The organism is Streptomyces sp. NPDC097640 (assembly GCF_040302705.1).
GTDB lineage: Bacteria > Actinomycetota > Actinomycetes > Streptomycetales > Streptomycetaceae > Streptomyces.
Map to the genome: position 1 here is coordinate 218184 of NZ_JBEOSB010000012.1, position 16155 is coordinate 234338.

Sequence of the window (16155 nt, forward strand, 5' to 3'; positions counted from 1 at the left end):
CCCCGCCGTGCCGTTCACCAGCGCGCGGCGTGCCAGGCGGCGGGGCCCGCGGAAGTTCACCACCCGCGACCTCGCCGTCATCGGCGTGCTGCTGGGCATACCCGTACTGCTCGACCTCATCCTCGTCTGGGGCCCGACCCTCGCCTCCATCGGACTGTCCTTCACCAGCTGGGACGGGATCGGCGACCTCCGCTGGGTCGGCGTCGACAACTACCGCATCCTGTTCACCGACTATCCGCCCTTCTGGCCGGCGGCCCGCAACAACCTGCTGTGGCTGGCCGTCCTGGGCTTCGTCGCGACCCCCTTCGGGCTGCTGCTGGCCGTACTCCTCGACCGGGGCGTCCGGTTCAGCCGCTTCTACCAGTCCACCCTCTACATGCCGGTGGTGCTGTCGCTGGCCATCGTCGGCTTCATCGCCCAGCTGGTCTTCTCCCGAGACCAGGGGGTGCTCAACGCCATCCTCGGCAACAGCGACGACCCGGTGGACTGGCTCGGCGACCCCGACCTCAACATCTGGGTGGTGCTGCTGGCCGCCGCCTGGCGGCACACCGGGTATGTGATGATCCTCTACCTGGCGGGGCTGAAGTCCGTGGACTCCTCGCTCAAGGAGGCCGCGGCCCTCGACGGGGCCAACGAGCGGCAGACCTTCTTCCGGGTCGTGCTGCCCACGCTGCGGCCGGTCAACGTCATCGTCGGCGTCATCACCGTCATCGAGGCGCTGCGCGCCTTCGACATCGTCTACGCCATCAACCACGGCCGCAACGGCCTCGAACTGCTCTCCGTGCTCGTCACGGACAACATCATCGGCGAGGCCAGCCGCATCGGCTTCGGGTCCGCGATCGCCGTCGTCCTGCTCACCGTGTCCCTGGGATTCATCGTGACCTACCTGGTCCAGGAGTTGCGAGGGGAGAAAAAACGATGACCAGGGGGATGACCACGGGCACCCGGACCGCACCCGCGCGGACCCCCGCCCCGGCGACGCCCGAGAGGGGCGCGCGCCGCCGGACGCGCCCCGCTCGCCTCGGGCTGCACGCCTTCCTGATGACCGTCTCGCTCGCCTTCCTGGCCCCGCTGCTACTGGCCGTCTACGCCTCGCTGCGCCCCTACGAGGAGACCTCCGAATACGGCTATTTCTCGCTGCCCCGCCATCTGTCGTTCGACTACTACAAGCAGGCCTTCACCGACTCGGGGATGAGCAAGTACTTCGTCAACTCGCTCATCATCGCGGTGCCCGGGGTGCTGCTGACGCTGTTCTTCGCCTCCTTCGTCGCCTTCGCCGTCTCGCGGCTGAAGATGCGCGGCGGGCTGGTCCTGCTGATGGTGTTCACGGCCGGGAACCTGCTGCCGCAGCAGGTGATCGTCACCCCGCTGTATGTGCTCTTCACCAAGATCGACCTGCCGTACTGGATGTCGGACTCGATGACCCTGTACGACTCCTACTGGGCGGTGATCGCCGTCCAGATCGCCTTTCAGGTCGGCTTCTGCGTGTTCGTCCTGGCAAACTTCATGCGCACCCTGCCGCTGGAGATTCTGGAGGCGGCGGTGGTGGACGGCGCCGGGGTGTGGACCCAGTACTGGCGGATCACCCTGCCGCTGTGCCGCCCGGCGCTGGCGGCGCTCGGCACGCTCCAGTTCACCTGGATGTACAACGACTTCCTGTGGGGCCTCGTCTTCATCTCGGACGGTGACAAGCTTCCCGTCACTTCCGCGCTCAACAACCTGCGCGGGCAGTTTTTCACGGACTACAACCTGCTCGCGGCGGGCTCGGTCATCGTGGCGCTGCCCACCGTGCTGGTCTTTCTGCTCCTCCAGCGCCACTTCATCGCGGGTCTCACGCTCGGCGCGAGCAAGGGCTGAAGGTCATCCGCTGAGGGCCCGCTGCGAGCCCACCGGGGCCCGCTGAGGGCTTGCGCCACGGTCCGCGGAACCCGCGCCGCCGCCCCGGCGGCGGCGCGATCCGGAGCTCCCCGGCCCCCGCGCGTTTTCGCGACTGGGTGATGCGGGCAACTGACAGGGGGCGATGGAATAGGGGGAAATGTGATCGTCTGGCTGAACGGTGCGTTCGGCGCGGGTAAGACCACCGTGGCCCGCGAGTTGGTGGACTTCTTGCCCGGCAGCACATTCTACGATCCGGCGCTGGTCGGCGACGGCCTGCGGATGATGCTGCCGCGCAAGCGCCTCGATGAGGTGTCCGACTATCAGGACCTGCCGTCCTGGCGGCGGCTGGTCGTGGATACCGGCGCGGCGCTGATCGCCGAGACCGGTGGCCCGCTCGTGGTGCCGATGACAGTCCTGAGACAGGAGTACCGCGATGAGATCTTCGGCGGCTTCGCGGCTCGTCGCATCCCCGTGCGGCATGTGCTGCTGCACACCGACGAAACGATACTGCGCGAACGAATAGCGGAGCGCGAGGCCGTCCCGGGCGATGCGGACGCCATCGAGTCCGTCCGCCGCTGGTGCCTGGACCACCTCGCGCCCTACCGCTCGGCCCTGACCTGGCTCGTCGACGACGCGTATGTCGTGGACACCACCGGGCTCACCCCTCGGCGGACCGCCGAGCACATCGCCGACGCCGTCCGCGAGGGCGCCGGCGGCTGCGACATCGTGCAGACCCCGGAGCCCAGGGCCGAGACCGTGGCGGCCGGGGTCCTGCTGTTCGACGAGGACGACCGGGTGCTGCTCGTCGACCCCACGTACAAGCCCGGCTGGGAGTTCCCCGGCGGGGTCGTGGAGTCCGGCGAGCCGCCCACCCACGCCGGCGTCCGGGAAGTGGTCGAGGAGCTGGGCCTGCGGCCGACCGAGCCGCTGCGGCTGCTGGTCGTCGACTGGGAACAGCCCTGTCCACCTGGCTACGGCGGCCTGCGGCTGCTCTTCGACGGCGGGCGGCTGACCACCGAGGCGGCCCGGGACGTACTGCTCCCGGCCTCCGAACTGCGCGGCTGGCGCTTCGTCACGGAGGACGAGGCGGCGGAGCTGTTGCCTCCGGTACGGCTCAGCCGACTGCGGTGGGCCCTGCGGGCACGCGAGCAGGGGCGCCCCCTGTATCTGGAGGCGGGCACCCCGGCGGGCTGAGCGCCCGGGCACGGGCGCGGCGCCCCGCCGTGCCACGCCGCGGAGCGGCGGTACGGCGGGGCGCCCGGCTCGGTGCCACCGGGCCCGGTTCCGTTCCGGCACCGGGCCGTTCCGGCACCGGGCCGTTCCGGCACCGGGCCCGGCCCGGTCGCCTGACCCGGCCCGGCTCGGTCTGTCGGCGCCGGCGGGCGCGCCCCGCCGCGCGGGGCCGTGACGTCGGCTCAGGAGACGCCCGACTCGGGGCGCCATGGGAGCGCCGGGGCTACCACCTCATGCCGCGGCGCGGCCTCGTCAAGCCCCGGCAGCCCCGGCAGCCTCTGCCGCGTACGCCCGCAGGAACAGCGTCTCCGCGAGCGAGAGCCGCTCCAACTCCTCCGGCGAGACGCTCTCGTTGACGGCGTGGATCTGCGCGTCCGGCTCGCTCAGCCCGATCAGCAGGATCTCCGCCTCCGGGTACAGCGCGGCGAGCGTGTTGCACAGCGGAATCGAGCCGCCCGCGCCCGCGATCGCCATCTCCTGCCCGTCGTACGCCTCGCCCAGGGCGCGCCGCATCGCCGCGTACGCCGGGCTCGAGGTGTCCGCGCGGAACGGCTGGCCCTGGCCGACCTGCTCGACGGAGACCCGCGCGCCCCAAGGCGCGGCGGCCTCCAGATGGGCGGTCAGCAGCTCGGTCGCCCGGCCCGCGTCCACGCCAGGCGGCACCCGCAGGCTCACCGCCGCCCGCGCGCTCGCCTGCACCGACGGGGTGGCGCCGACGACCGGAGGGGAGTCGATGCCCAGGACGGTGACCGCGGGGCGGGCCCAGATGCGGTCGGCGACCGTGCCGGTGCCGATCAGCTCGACCCCGTCCAGCACCTTGGCGTCCTTGCGGAAGTCCTCTTCCGGGTACTGGAGTCCGTCCCAGGTCTCGTCCGCCGTCAGGCCGGCCACGGTCGTGGTGCCGTCCTCGGCCCGCAGCGAGTCCAGGATGCGGATCAGCGCGGCGAGCGCGTCGGGGGCGGCGCCGCCGAACTGGCCGGAGTGCAGATTGCCCTCCAGGGTGTCCACCCGGATCCGCAGCAGCGTCATGCCGCGCAGCGTGGCGGTGACCGTCGGCAGCCCGACGCGGAAGTTGCCGGTGTCGCCGATGACGATCGCGTCGGCGGCCAGCAGCTCGGGGTGCGCCTCCGCGTACCGCTCCAGGCCGCCGGTGCCCTGTTCCTCCGAGCCCTCCACGATGACCTTCACGTTCACCGGTACCCCGCCGTGCTGCTTGAGCGCGCGCAGCGCGGTGAGGTGCATGATCAAGCCACCTTTGCAGTCGGCGGCGCCGCGCCCGTACCAGCGTCCGTCGCGCTCGGTCAGCTCGAAGGGCGGCGAGATCCACGCGGCCTCGTCCAGCGGCGGCTGGACGTCGTAGTGCGCGTAGAGGAGCACCGTCGGGGCCCCGGCCGGGCCGGGCAGCAGTCCGTAGACGGACTGGGTGCCGTCGGGCGTGTCCAGCAGCGCCACATCCGTGAAGCCCTCGGCGCGCAGGGCGTCGGCGACCCACGCCGCGGCGGCCTCGCACTCGCTCCTGGGGAACTGCGCGGGGTCCGCGACCGACTTGAAGGCCACGAGTTCGGCCAGTTCTGTCCTGGCGCGGGGCTGTAGCGCGGCGACGGTGGCGGCGAGGGCCCGGCGGTCGGCCGGGGCGGTGGCCGCCGGGCCTTCGGACCGGGCGTGAGGTGCCTGCTCCATGTGAGGACGCTCCTGTGGGATGCGCGCGATGGCACGAATGTACGACTGTACGGCTTGATGGTTGTGCTGCCGATCATCCCACAGCGGGGTCACTCCCAGGTGAGCCGTAGGATGCGACGGTGGCCCGCGGCAGTGGCGGCGCAGGGCGATCAGGTCGGTCGAGTGGGAGCGGAAGCACACGTGAGCAGCGACAACGCGGCCCGGAACGGGGCATCCCCGGCAGAGCCAGCGGACGAGTCGGTTTGGGACGTCGTCGTGGTGGGGGCGGGTCCGGCGGGTGCCTCCGCCGCCTATGCCGCCGCCTGCGCGGGCCGTCGGGTGCTGTTGCTGGAGAAGGCCGAGCTGCCGCGCTACAAGACCTGCGGCGGGGGCATCATCGGCCCCACGCGCGATGCGCTGCCGCCCGGCTTCGAGCTGCCGCTGCGCGAGCGCGTGCATGCCGTGACGTTCTCGCTGAACGGCAGGCTGACCCGCACCCGCCGCTCCAAGCAGGCCCTGTTCGGCCTGATCAACCGGCCCGAGTTCGACGCCGGTCTGGTCGAGGCCGCCAAGGACGCGGGCGCCCGGGTGCGCACCGGCACCGCGGTGGCGCGGGTCGAGCAGCACGGCCCGTCCGTGCCCGACCGGCGCACCGTGGCCGTGGTGCTCGCGGACGGCGAGACCGTGCTGGCCCGGGCCGTGGTCGGGGCGGACGGCAGCGCCAGCCGGATAGGCGCCCATGTCGGGGTCAAGCTCGACCAGGTCGACCTCGGTCTTGAGGCGGAGATCCCGGTGCCGCCGACCGTGGCCGAGGACTGGTCGGGCCGGGTGCTCATCGACTGGGGGCCGCTGCCGGGCAGTTACGGCTGGGTCTTCCCCAAGGGCGACACCCTGACGGTGGGGGTGATCTCGGCCCGTGGCGAGGGCGCCGCAACGAAGCGCTATCTCGAGGACTTCATCGCCCGGCTCGGGCTCGCCGGGTTCGAGCCGAGCGTCTCCTCGGGGCATCTGACCCGCTGCCGCTCCGACGACTCGCCGCTCTCCCGCGGCCGGGTGCTGGTGTGCGGGGACGCGGCGGGGCTGCTGGAACCGTGGACCCGCGAGGGCATCTCCTTCGCGCTGCGCTCGGGGCGGCTCGCGGGGGAGTGGGCGGTGCGGATCGCCGAGGCGCATGACGCGGTCGACGCCCGCCGTCAGGCGCTGAACTACGCCTTCGCGATCAAGGCGGGCCTCGGCGTGGAGATGGGGGTCGGGCGGCGGCTGTACACGGTGTTCGCGCGCCGCCCCGGGATGTTCCACGCGGCGCTCACCGGCTTCCGGCCGGCCTGGCGGGCGTTCACGAAGATCACCCGCGGGACGACCACGCTGGCCGAGATCGTTCGCAGCCATCCGGCGGCGCGGCGGGCGCTGACCGCGTTCGACCGCGGATAGCGCCGCGGCGGACCCGCCGCCGGACGCTCATGCCCCGGCGGCCGGGGCCCCGGCGGCGGTGACGGCGCTGTCCGTGTTGGCGCCGTCCGTGACGGTGACACGGAAGACCGGGTGCAGCGGGGAGATCCGCGCCAGTTCGTCGTCCGAGGACTTCGCGGTCACCCCGTCGAAGAAGCTCTTCACCTCCCAGCCCCAGCGGTCGAGGTAGGCGCGCAGTGCCTCGGTCTTCTCCGCGCCCTCCGGCAGCTCGGTGGCGGTGAAGGTGTGGGTGCGGCGCCCGAGCCGCAGCCGGCCGCCGCCCGCCGCCCGCATGTTGCGCACCCACTGGGAGGCGCCGCGCGGTGAGACCAGGTAGCGCTCGCCGTCGAGCGACAGCGGATTGACCGGCACACGCCGCCACTCGCCGGACTTCCGGCCGACGACGGACAGCTCGGCGGTGCCGAAGAAGCTCACTCCGCGCCGGGCGAGCCAGGTGATGGTGGCGTTCATGGCGCCGTCGAACCGGCTGGGCTTGATGTGGTGCTCCGGCATGGTGTCCTCCCGCGTTCTCGTATGAGAGCACTGCTCTCGCTTGAGATCAGTGTGCACGAACCGGTGCGCTGTAGCAAGAGCACTGCTCTCGTTATTGGCCAGCGCTCCATCCGATGAGACACTGGCTCCCATGAGCGCGATCCGAGGGGCCAGGGAACGGGCCCGTACCGAAGTCACCGCCGCCATCAAGGAAGAGGCGCGCCGCCAGCTGGCCCGGGAGGGCGCGGCCAAGCTGTCGCTGCGCGCCGTCGCCCGCGAGCTCGGCATGGTCTCGTCCGCCCTCTACCGCTACTTCCCGAGCCGCGACGACCTGCTGACCGCCCTCATCGTGGATGCGTACGACAGCCTCGGCGCGGCCGCCGAGCAGGCCCTCGCGAAGGCGGACGGCCAGGAGCCCATCGAGCGGTGGGGCGCGGTGTGCCGGGCCGTACGGGAGTGGGCGCTGGCCCATCCGCACGAGTACGCCCTCATCTACGGCTCCCCGGTGCCCGGCTACTCCGCGCCCCGGACCACGGTCGTGCCCGCCTCCCGCGTGGGCCTGGCCCTGCTCGCCATCGTGGGCGAGGCCCACGCCGCGGGTGCTCTGCGCGTCCCCGGGGAGGCCGAGGTGCCCGAGGCGGTGCGGGCCGACGCCCGGGCCCTGGCCCGGACTCTGGGGACCGACCTGCCCGACACGGCACTCGCGGGGTTCATCGCGGCCTGGGCGCAGTTGTTCGGCCTGGTCAGCTTTGAGCTCTTCGGCCAGTTCAACGGCATCGTCGAGGCGCGCGACGAGTTCTTCGCACGGTCCGCCGCCGCGCTCGGCCAGGCGGTCGGCCTGCCCTAGGGGCGAGTCGCCTCGTCCGGCACCCGCACCAGATGCAGTGCCGTGCTCGCCCAGCCGCCCGACGGCAGATGGAGGTCGAGGCCGTACCGCGTCAGCACGGTCGCGTGGTGGACCGTGCCGGTCACGGTGTCGCGGTAGCGGGTGCCGGGCACCAGGTCGCGGAGGAGGACGGGGAGGCGAGGGGTGCCGTACCGCGGGCTGCGCCGGTAGCCGAGCAGCAGCAGCTCCGAAGCGTCGTCGGCGAGGTACTGCACGGCCGTGGGCCCTTCGCCGAGCGGCTCGGTGAGCCGGTACTGGCGGCCCCGCTGGACGAGGTGGCGGACCTTCTTGTAGGCCGCCACCAGCTCGGCCGACTCGGCGAGTTCCTCCTCCGACCAGTGGGTCAGGTCGCCGCCGATGCCGAGCAGGCCGGCCATGGCGACGTGGAAGCGGAAGCGCAGCGGCACCGAGTGGCCGGTGAGCTGGTTGGGCACGTCGGTCACCCACGCGGACATCACCCGCGCCGGGTAGATCTGGCTGAACCCGTGCTGGATGACCAGGCGGTCCACCGCGTCGGTGTTGTCGGACACCCACGCCTGGTCGGTGCGGGCGAGGATGCCCAGGTCGACGCGTCCCCCGCCGCCGCTACAGGTCTCGATGCGCAGGTGCGGGTGGGCGGCGCGGAGCCGGTCGAGGACGCCGTAGAGGTTGGCGACGTACCGGGTCCACAGCCGGTCGCTGCCGTCGCGGCGGCCGGGCCAGCCCGCCTCGCCGAAGGCGCGGTTCATGTCCCACTTGAGGAAGTCGACGCCGTGGTCGGCGACGAGCCGGGTCAGCCAGTCGTGCGCCCAGTCGGCGACGTCGTCGCGGGCGAAGTTGAGCACGAGCTGGTTGCGCAGCTCGGTGCGCTCGCGGCCCGGCACATGCAGCACCCAGTCCGGGTGCGCGCGGTACAGGTCGCTGTCGGGATTGACCATCTCCGGCTCGACCCAGACGCCGAACCGCATGCCGAGGCCGTGCACCGCCTGTGCGAGCGGGCCGAGGCCGGCCGGGAACCGGTCGGGCGCCGGGGACCAGTCGCCGAGGCCCGCCCGGTCACTGCGGCGGGCGCCGAACCAGCCGTCGTCCACGACGTACAGCTCGACGCCGATCCGCGCGGCGCGCTCGGCCAGCGCCTTCTGGCCGGCCTCGTCGACGTCGAAGCCGGTGGCCTCCCAGGAGTTGTACAGCACGGGGGCCGGTTCGGCGGGGTGCGGCAGGACATGGGTCCGGATGTAGGCGTGCCAGGCGCGGCTCGTCGCTCCGAAGCCGCCCTCGCCGTAGAGGCCGGCGAAGACAGGGGTGGTGAACTCCTCCCCCGGCGCGAGCGGCACGCACGTCCCGTCGTGACCGACGCCGCCCGTGAGGCCGGTACGGCCGTCCGGGGTGCGCTGCATGGTGACGCGCCAGCTGCCGCTCCAGGCGAGGACGGCGCTCCACACCGGGCCGTGGTCCTCGGTGGCCGTCCCGCCGTCGAGCATGATCCAGGGGTTGGTGTGGTGGCTGGTGATGCCGCGCCGGCTGGTCAGCACGGTCTCGCCGAACGGCAGCGGCTCGCGGCGCAGTTGGGTCTCGGCCGACCACTGGCCGGTGACGTGGCTCAGCCGGTAGCCGGGCAGGGGCGGCAGGGTCCAGGCGGCGGAGTCGGCCCGCAGCAGCTCCAGGGGTTCGGGCCCGGTGTTGTGCAGCACGGTCCAGCGTTCGATCACGTCGGTGTCGTCGCGGACCCGGTAGTGCAGCGCGACCCGCAGCGGACTGTGCCGGTCGCGGAACTCCAGGGCGAGTTCGGCGCTGCCGGGCACGTCGGTCAGGACGTGGTGTCCCATGGGCTGCCATGCGAAACCGCGGGTGCCGTCGGGGTGGCGTACCTGGAGCGACGGTGGACCGTAGCGGGTGCCGCCGTCGACCGGCAGCTCCTCGCCCACCGGGGGCCGGCCCTCGAAGCTGCTCGGCGGGTCCCCGGCGGGCACGGCCAGCGTGTCCGCCTCCGTCGTGGTCAGCCGGGGTCCCCAGGCGAGGTGGCAGGGCGCGCCGCTGTCGTCGATCCGCAGTGCGTAGGACGTGCGCGGGGTGGTCAGCAGCCAGACGCCGGTGTCCGGGGAGCGGTGGATGAGCGGCATGGAACCTCACGATCAGAGGGTCAGCAAATGCTCAGCAGAGCCAAGCGCTTCCTTCAATAGGGTGTCAACCCACTCGCGCTCACCAGACTTTCGAAGGCGCTACCTGCCAAGTGTCGGTCGTCGAAAGAGTTCTGTTTCTTTTATTGACAGCAGAAATTATGGGTCATAGGTTCCCGGCCATGTCGTCGATCTCCCGTGTCGAGGCGTTCCCGGTCAACACACCGGCCGCCTCCCAGACCTTCACCACGGTCCTGTCCCATGGCCCCCTCACCCGGCTGGACGTGGCCCGGCGGGCCGGGCTCTCCCCGGCCGCCGTGACCAAGGCCGTCCGCCCGCTGCTGGAGGCCGGCTATCTGCTGGAGGACGCCAACGACGAGGCGCGCCCGGCGCTCGGCCGCCCGGCGAACCTCGTGCGGGTCGACGGCGGGCGTGCCCTGTTCATCGGTCTGAAGGTGACCGGCGACGAGATCATCGGGGTGCTTGCCGACCTGTGCTGCCGCATCCGCGTCGCCCGCCGCGTCCCGCTGCGCGGCCGGGAGCCGGGGCAGGTGCTGGCCGTGGCGGCGGAGCTGGTGCAGGAGCTGCTGACCGAGGCCGACGGTTTCGGGGTGCGGGTCCTGGGGCTCGGCATCGCCGTCTCCGGCGACGTGGACCGGGCCGAGGGGACCGTGCGCTACTCGCCGTTCCTGGAGTGGCGCGACCTGCGGCTGGCCGAACTCGCCGAAATGACCTGTGGGTTGCCGACCACCGTGGACAACGACGTACGCGCCCTCACCGTGGCCGAGCAGTGGTTCGGCGAGGGCGTGGGGCTGTCCGACTTCGCCGTCGTCACCGTCGGCGCCGGCATCGGCTGCGGTCTGGTGGTGCACGGCCGCGTCGTCGCCGGCGCCCACGGCGTCGCGGGCGAGATCGGCCACGTCACGGTGGACCCGGCCGGCCCGCCCTGCCGCTGCGGCAACCGCGGCTGTGTGGAGGCGATCGCGGCGGACTCGGCGATCGTCGCCCAGGTCGGTGAGGTGACCGGCGCCGAGGTCGCCGACATCGCCGAAGCCATCGAACTGGCCCACCGGGGTGACGCCGGCGCCCGCGCCGTCTACGCGAAGGCGGGAGAGGCGATCGGCCGGGGCATCGCCACGGTGGCCAACCTGCTCGGCCCCGAACGCGTGATCATCTCCGGCGAGGGGCTGGCCGCCTACGACCTGTTCGCCGAGCAGATCCGCGAAGCCTTCACCGCCGCGGCCTTCGGCTCCGCCGCCCGGTGCGACGTCCGTACCCGCCCGCTGCCCTTCGAGGAGTGGGCACGCGGCGCCGCCGCCACCGCGATCCAGTCCTTCATCACAGCAGACCCGAACTGACACGCACGAGGAGCAACAATGACGCAGCAGAGCCGCACTCCCCTGGCTGCGCGTGGTCCCGGCCGCCGCAGAGTCGTCGGCAGCATGCTCGGCGTCGGGGCGGCCGCCCTGGCGGCGCCGGTCCTCACCGCCTGCGGTGGAGGGGCCGGGGCCGACCCCAAGACGGTCACCTTCGGCTCCAACGGCGCCGACGCCACGCCCAAGTCCGCCTACGCGGCGCTGACCTCGGCTTTCACCAAGGACTCCGGCCTGAAGGTGAAGACGAACACCGTAGACCACGACACCTTCCAGAAGAGCATCACCAGCTACCTCCAGGGCACCCCGGACGACGTCTTCACCTGGTTCGCCGGGTACCGCATGCAGCACTTCGCCAAGAAAAAGCTGTGCAGCCCGATCGACGACGTCTGGGAGACGATCGGCGGCGGCTTCAGCGAGGCGACCAAGCAGCTGTGCCGCGGCGAGGACGGCAAGTACTACTTCGTGCCGCTGTACAACTACCCGTGGGCCGTGTTCTACCGCCGCAGCCTCTTCGAGGAGCGCGGATACCAGGTCCCGCGCACGTGGGACGAGTTCATCGCCCTGGCCAAGCGGATGAAGCGGGACGGCCTGTCCCCGATCGCCTCCGGCTACGGCGGCGGCGACAGCTGGTCCGTCCTCGGCGCCTTCGACTATCTGAACCTGCGCGCCAACGGCTACGACTTCCACATGCAGCTGATGCGCGGCCAGGTCTCCTGGACCGACAAGCGCACCGCCCGCATCCTCGACCTCTGGCGCGAGCTGACCCCCTACTACCAGAGCAGTGCCGGCGGCCGGTCCTGGCAGGACGCGGCGCAGTCCCTGCTCGACAAGAAGTCCGGCATGGCCGTCATCGGTCTGTTCGTCGGCCAGCAGATCACCGACCAGAAGATACGCGGCGACATCGACTTCTTCCCCTTCCCCGAGATCGACGCCGCGCACGGCCAGGACGCCGTCGAGGCGCCCACCGACGGGTTCATGCTCAGCCGCCGGCCCAAGAACGCGGACGGCGCGCGGAAGTTCCTGGAGTTCCTGGGCAGCGCCCGGGCCGAGCAGCAGTACATGGACGTCGACCCGAGCAACCTCGCGGTCAACGAGAAGGCGGACACGTCCTCGTACAACGCGCTCCAGAAGAAGTCCGCCCAGCTCATCGGCTCGGCCCGGCACATCAGCCAGTTCGCCGACCGCGACAGCGACCCCGGGTTCGTCTCCACCGTCCTGCTGCCCGGACTGATCCAGTGGCTCGGCCACCCCGACGACGGCGCCGACACGCTGAAGAAGATCGAGTCGCAGCGCGCGCGTTTCTTCACGGTCTGACCAGGACCGGAAAGGCCCCCACTGTGTCCTCTCCGCCCTCCGCCCCGCACCGGCCCGGCCGCCTGAGCACCGGTGACCGCCTGTTTCTGACCGCGGTCATCGGCATCCCGGTCCTCGCTCTGCTGGTCTTCGTCTGGCTCCCCGCGCTCGCCTCGGTGGCGCTGTCCTTCACCAGCTGGGACGGCATCGACCTCGGTGACATCCGCTGGACCGGGTTCGACAACTACCACCAGATCTTCACCAACTACCCGCCGTTCTGGCCCGCGGTGCGGCACAACGTGATCTGGCTGCTGTTCACCGCACTGCTGCCGACCCCGTTCGGCATTTTCCTCGCCTACCAGCTCGACAAGAAGATCCGCTTCACCAGGATCTACCAGACCGCGATCTTCCTGCCGATGGTGCTGTCCCTGGCCGTCGTGGGGTTCATCTGGGAGATCATCTACAACCCCGACACCGGACTGCTGAACAGCGCCCTCGGGGCGGCCGGCGCCGGGCACCACATCGACTGGCTCGGCGACCCCGACCTGAACCTGTGGGCCGTCCTGGTCGCCTCCGGCTGGCGGCACACCGGCTACATCATGATCCTCTACCTGGCCGGCCTGAAGAGCTTCGACCCGGCGCTGAAGGAGGCCGCGGCGCTGGACGGGGCCAACGGCCGCCAGACCTTCCTGCGCGTCATCTTCCCGGCGCTGAAACCGGTCAACATCATCATCCTGGTCGTGACGGTGATCGAGTCGCTGCGCGCCTTCGACATCGTCTACGTCCTCGGCGGCGGCGTCGGCAGCAAACCGGGCATGGAACTGCTGTCCCTGCTGATCACGGACAACATCATCGGCGAGTCGGGCCAGGTCGGTTACGGGTCCGCGCTCGCGGTCGTCCTCCTGCTGGTCTCCCTGGCCGCGATCGGCACGTTCCTCGTCCAGACCTTCCGCAAGGAGGACCGGTGACCACCACCGCGGAGCGACGCTCCACCCGGGCGCCGGCGGCCCGCCGTCCCGGACCGCCGGCGGGGCCGGCCCGCCCCCGCCGCGACACCCGCCGCCACCTGCTGCTCGCGGGCGTCTCACTGCTGTGGCTGATCCCGCTGCTCTGGGCCGTCTACACGTCCTTCAGGTCGTACGGCGACACCGCCCGGCACGGCTACTTCTCCTGGCCGCACGGCGTCAGCCTGGAGAACTACACCGACGCCTGGACCCAGTCCGGCATGCCGCACTTCCTCCTCAACTCGCTCCTCATCACCGTCCCCTCGGTGCTGGGCACCCTGCTGTTCTCCGCGGCCGTCGCCTTCTTCGTCTCCCGTTTCGGCTTCCGCTTCAACCTGGCGCTGCTGATGCTGTTCACCGCGGGCAACCTGCTGCCCGCCCAGGTGCTCATCACCCCGCTGTACCGGCTGTACCTGCTGATCCCGCTCCCACCGTGGATGAGCGACTCCCTTCTGCTGTACAACTCGGCCTGGGGCGTCATCGCCATCCACATCGCCTACCAGTGCGGCTTCTGCACGTTCGTCCTCAGCAACTACATGAAGACGATCCCCAAGGAGATCTCCGAGGCCGCCGTCGTGGACGGCGCGCAGGTGTGGCGCCAGTTCTTCCAGGTCATCCTGCCGCTGTGCCGCCCGGCCTTCGCCGCGCTGGCGACGCTGGAGTCGATCTGGATCTACAACGACTTCTTCTGGCCGCTCACCCTCATCGAGACCGGCGACAAGCGGCCCATCACCTCGGCGCTGGCCAACCTCCAGGGCCAGTACTTCACCAACCCGAACCTGATCGCGGCCGGCGCCCTGCTGACCGCGATCCCCACCCTGCTGGTCTACTTCGCGCTCCAGCGCCAGTTCATCAGCGGCCTCACCATCGGCTCGGGCAAGGGCTGAGCCGCCCCGCGCACCACCCCCCCGTCGCATCCCCATCCCCAGGAGGTACGACCCATGCGGTCACCCTCGTACTCCGTGCTGCGCACGCGCGCCCCGAGGTTCCTGGCGGTCCTCGCCATGGCCGTGGGGGCCCTGGCCGCCGTGCCGCCGGCCCAGGCGGACACCGCCGCGCCGACGCCCGCCGCCAAGCCCTACATGGGCTGGACGAGCTGGAGCATGCAGTCGTCCAAGTACCCCGGGCTCAACCCGGACGGCGACTACAGCTACCTCACCGAGGCCAACGTCCTGAAGCAGACCGACGCGCTCGCCGCGAAGCTGAAGAAGTACGGCTACGAATACGTCAACATCGACGCGGGCTGGTGGCGTGACAAGGCCTGGACGCCGCACTTCGACCAATACGCCCGCCAGCAGGCCGACCCGGTCCGCTTCCCCCGCGGGATGAAGGCCGTCGCCGACCACATCCACGCCAAGGGCCTCAAGGCGGGCATCTATCTGCCGGTCGGCCTGGAGAAGGAGGCGTACGACAAAGGCGACGCGCCCATCTGGAACGCGCCCGGCTGCACCACCGCCGACCTCGTCTACGCCGACCTGCGCACCACCAACGGCTGGGACAGCGCCTACAAGCTCGACTTCGCCAAGCCCTGCGCCCAGAAGTACATCGACTCCCAGGCGCAGCTGTTCGCCGACTGGGGCTACGACTTCCTCAAGCTCGACGGCGTCGGCCCCGGTTCCTTCAAGAGCGGCGAGAACTACGACAACGTCGCCGACGTCGCCGCCTGGCAGCAGGCCATCGCGGCCACCGGCCGGCCGATCCACCTGGAGATCTCCTGGTCCCTGGACTACGGGCACCTCGCCGACTGGAAGAAGTACTCCCACGGCTGGCGCATCGACACCGACGTCGAGTGCTACTGCAACACCCTGGTCAGCTGGGAGAACTCCGTCGACGACCGGTTCGACGACGCCCCGGCCTGGGCCCGGCACGCCGGCCCCGGCGGCTGGAACGACCTCGACTCCCTCAACGTCGGCAACGGTGCGATGGACGGCCTGACCAAGGCCGAGCGGCAGTCCTATGCCACCCTTTGGGCCATCTCCAAGTCCCCGCTGTACACGGGTGACGACCTCACCCGGCTGGACTCCTACGGCCTGTCCCTGCTGACCAACACCGAGGTCATCGCCGTCGACCAGAGCGACGCCCCGCCCGCCGTGCCCGTCACCCCCTCCGACCGGCAGCAGGTGTGGGCCGCGAAGAACCCCGACGGCACCTTCACCGTCGCCCTGTTCAACCTCGCCGACGCGCCCGCCGCGGTGACCGCCGACTTCTCCACGCTCGGCTTCACCGGCAAGGCCGCGGTGCGCGACCTGTGGAACCACGAGAACCTCGGCACCTACCGGGACCGGATCACCCAGGCCCTGCCCGCCCATGGCTCCCGCCTGTTCAAGGTCACCCCGCGCGGCCAGGCCGTCACCTGGTCCGGCGCCGAGGCCGAGGACCCCGCCAACACCCACGCCGGCAACGCGTCCGTCGGCGACTGCTCCGCCTGCTCCGGCGGCAAGAAGGTCGGCAACCTCTACCAGGGCGGTCGGCTGACCTTCAACGACGTCGTCGTCGCCAAGGCCGGCACCTACCAGATCAAGGTCTCCTACATCAGCGGTGACGCCCGCTCCGCCCTGGTCTCCGCCAACGGCAACGGCTCCACCAGCCACAAGTTCCCCTCCACCGGCGACTGGTCCACGGTCAACACCGTCCACGTCCCGGTGAGCCTCAAGGCCGGTGCCAACACCGTCACCTTCGACAGCGGTTCCGGCTACGCGCCGGACATCGACCGGATCGACGTACCGAAGTCCTCCTGACCCCCCGGGGCCCGGCCGGGCGGCCGGGCCCCGCTCAGACTTCTGGAGCCG

13 protein-coding genes are annotated in these 16155 nt (G+C 71.3%); 10 read left to right on the forward strand and 3 right to left on the reverse strand.

Features of this window, described 5'->3' with window-relative positions:
- Positions 1–7: 7 nt before the first annotated feature.
- From ABTY62_RS20995 to ABTY62_RS21005, 3 genes are all read left to right on the forward strand, one after another.
- Positions 8–922, forward strand: coding sequence for a carbohydrate ABC transporter permease (locus tag ABTY62_RS20995; protein ID WP_352130931.1), 915 nt, complete (start codon positions 8–10; stop codon positions 920–922).
- Complete coding sequence (locus ABTY62_RS21000; protein ID WP_502997490.1) at positions 919–1857, forward strand: carbohydrate ABC transporter permease; 939 nt, start codon at positions 919–921, stop codon at positions 1855–1857. The genes ABTY62_RS20995 and ABTY62_RS21000 overlap by 4 nt, the downstream gene beginning before the upstream one ends.
- 180 nt (positions 1858–2037) lie before the next feature.
- Complete coding sequence (locus ABTY62_RS21005) at positions 2038–3072, forward strand: NUDIX hydrolase (protein WP_352130932.1); 1035 nt, start codon at positions 2038–2040, stop codon at positions 3070–3072.
- Positions 3073–3363: 291 nt separating this feature from the next.
- Here ABTY62_RS21005 and ABTY62_RS21010 read toward each other — a convergent pair whose 3' ends face one another.
- Positions 3364–4791 (reverse strand): dipeptidase, encoded by a 1428-nt coding sequence (locus ABTY62_RS21010; protein WP_352130933.1) that lies wholly within the window; start codon positions 4789–4791, stop codon positions 3364–3366.
- A 180-nt stretch (positions 4792–4971) separates the two neighbouring features.
- On the opposite strand from ABTY62_RS21010, the gene ABTY62_RS21015 reads away from it, so the two are divergent.
- Positions 4972–6201 (forward strand): geranylgeranyl reductase family protein, encoded by a 1230-nt coding sequence (locus ABTY62_RS21015; protein WP_352130934.1) that lies wholly within the window; start codon positions 4972–4974, stop codon positions 6199–6201.
- Positions 6202–6228: 27 nt separating this feature from the next.
- On the opposite strand, the gene ABTY62_RS21020 is transcribed toward ABTY62_RS21015, so the two are convergent.
- On the reverse strand, positions 6229–6732 hold the full coding sequence (locus ABTY62_RS21020) for a nitroreductase family deazaflavin-dependent oxidoreductase (RefSeq protein ID WP_352130935.1): 504 nt from the start codon (positions 6730–6732) through the stop codon (positions 6229–6231).
- Positions 6733–6862: 130 nt separating this feature from the next.
- On the opposite strand from ABTY62_RS21020, the gene ABTY62_RS21025 reads away from it, so the two are divergent.
- Positions 6863–7558 (forward strand): TetR/AcrR family transcriptional regulator, encoded by a 696-nt coding sequence (locus tag ABTY62_RS21025; protein WP_352130936.1) that lies wholly within the window; start codon positions 6863–6865, stop codon positions 7556–7558.
- Here the strand turns inward: ABTY62_RS21025 and ABTY62_RS21030 are convergent.
- The gene (locus tag ABTY62_RS21030; protein ID WP_352130937.1) at positions 7555–9696 is read right to left on the reverse strand and encodes an alpha-galactosidase; all 2142 of its coding nucleotides are present in this window, start codon (positions 9694–9696) and stop codon (positions 7555–7557) included. The genes ABTY62_RS21025 and ABTY62_RS21030 overlap by 4 nt on opposite strands.
- A 179-nt stretch (positions 9697–9875) precedes the next feature.
- On the opposite strand from ABTY62_RS21030, the gene ABTY62_RS21035 reads away from it, so the two are divergent.
- The 5 genes from ABTY62_RS21035 to ABTY62_RS21055 are packed head-to-tail and all read left to right on the forward strand — an operon-like array spanning position 9876 to position 16104.
- A complete protein-coding gene (locus ABTY62_RS21035) occupies positions 9876–11051 on the forward strand; it encodes an ROK family protein (RefSeq protein WP_352130938.1) in 1176 nt (391 codons plus the stop codon).
- An 18-nt stretch (positions 11052–11069) separates the two neighbouring features.
- Positions 11070–12383 (forward strand): ABC transporter substrate-binding protein, encoded by a 1314-nt coding sequence (locus tag ABTY62_RS21040; protein WP_352130939.1) that lies wholly within the window; start codon positions 11070–11072, stop codon positions 12381–12383.
- 23 nt (positions 12384–12406) lie between these two features.
- Entirely contained in the window at positions 12407–13330 is a 924-nt protein-coding gene (locus ABTY62_RS21045) for a carbohydrate ABC transporter permease (RefSeq protein WP_311726792.1), read from the forward strand.
- Complete coding sequence (locus ABTY62_RS21050) at positions 13327–14253, forward strand: carbohydrate ABC transporter permease (protein WP_352130940.1); 927 nt, start codon at positions 13327–13329, stop codon at positions 14251–14253. Before ABTY62_RS21045 ends, ABTY62_RS21050 begins: the two co-directional genes overlap by 4 nt.
- Before the next feature lie 54 nt (positions 14254–14307).
- On the forward strand, positions 14308–16104 hold the full coding sequence (locus ABTY62_RS21055) for an alpha-galactosidase D (RefSeq protein ID WP_352130941.1): 1797 nt from the start codon (positions 14308–14310) through the stop codon (positions 16102–16104).
- Positions 16105–16155 lie beyond the last annotated feature (51 nt).

Bases quoted from the DNA above. Each gene is read 5' to 3' on its own strand.
- ABTY62_RS21000 (WP_502997490.1), top strand. From the start codon at position 919: ATGACCAGGGGGATGACCACGGGCACCCGGACCGCACCCGCGCGGACC.
- ABTY62_RS21010 (WP_352130933.1), bottom strand. From the start codon at position 4,791: ATGGAGCAGGCACCTCACGCCCGGTCCGAAGGCCCGGCGGCCACCGCC.
- ABTY62_RS21020 (WP_352130935.1), bottom strand. From the start codon at position 6,732: ATGCCGGAGCACCACATCAAGCCCAGCCGGTTCGACGGCGCCATGAAC.
- ABTY62_RS21025 (WP_352130936.1), top strand. From the start codon at position 6,863: ATGAGCGCGATCCGAGGGGCCAGGGAACGGGCCCGTACCGAAGTCACC.
- ABTY62_RS21030 (WP_352130937.1), bottom strand. From the start codon at position 9,696: ATGCCGCTCATCCACCGCTCCCCGGACACCGGCGTCTGGCTGCTGACC.
- ABTY62_RS21035 (WP_352130938.1), top strand. From the start codon at position 9,876: ATGTCGTCGATCTCCCGTGTCGAGGCGTTCCCGGTCAACACACCGGCC.
- ABTY62_RS21040 (WP_352130939.1), top strand. From the start codon at position 11,070: ATGACGCAGCAGAGCCGCACTCCCCTGGCTGCGCGTGGTCCCGGCCGC.
- ABTY62_RS21055 (WP_352130941.1), top strand. From the start codon at position 14,308: ATGCGGTCACCCTCGTACTCCGTGCTGCGCACGCGCGCCCCGAGGTTC.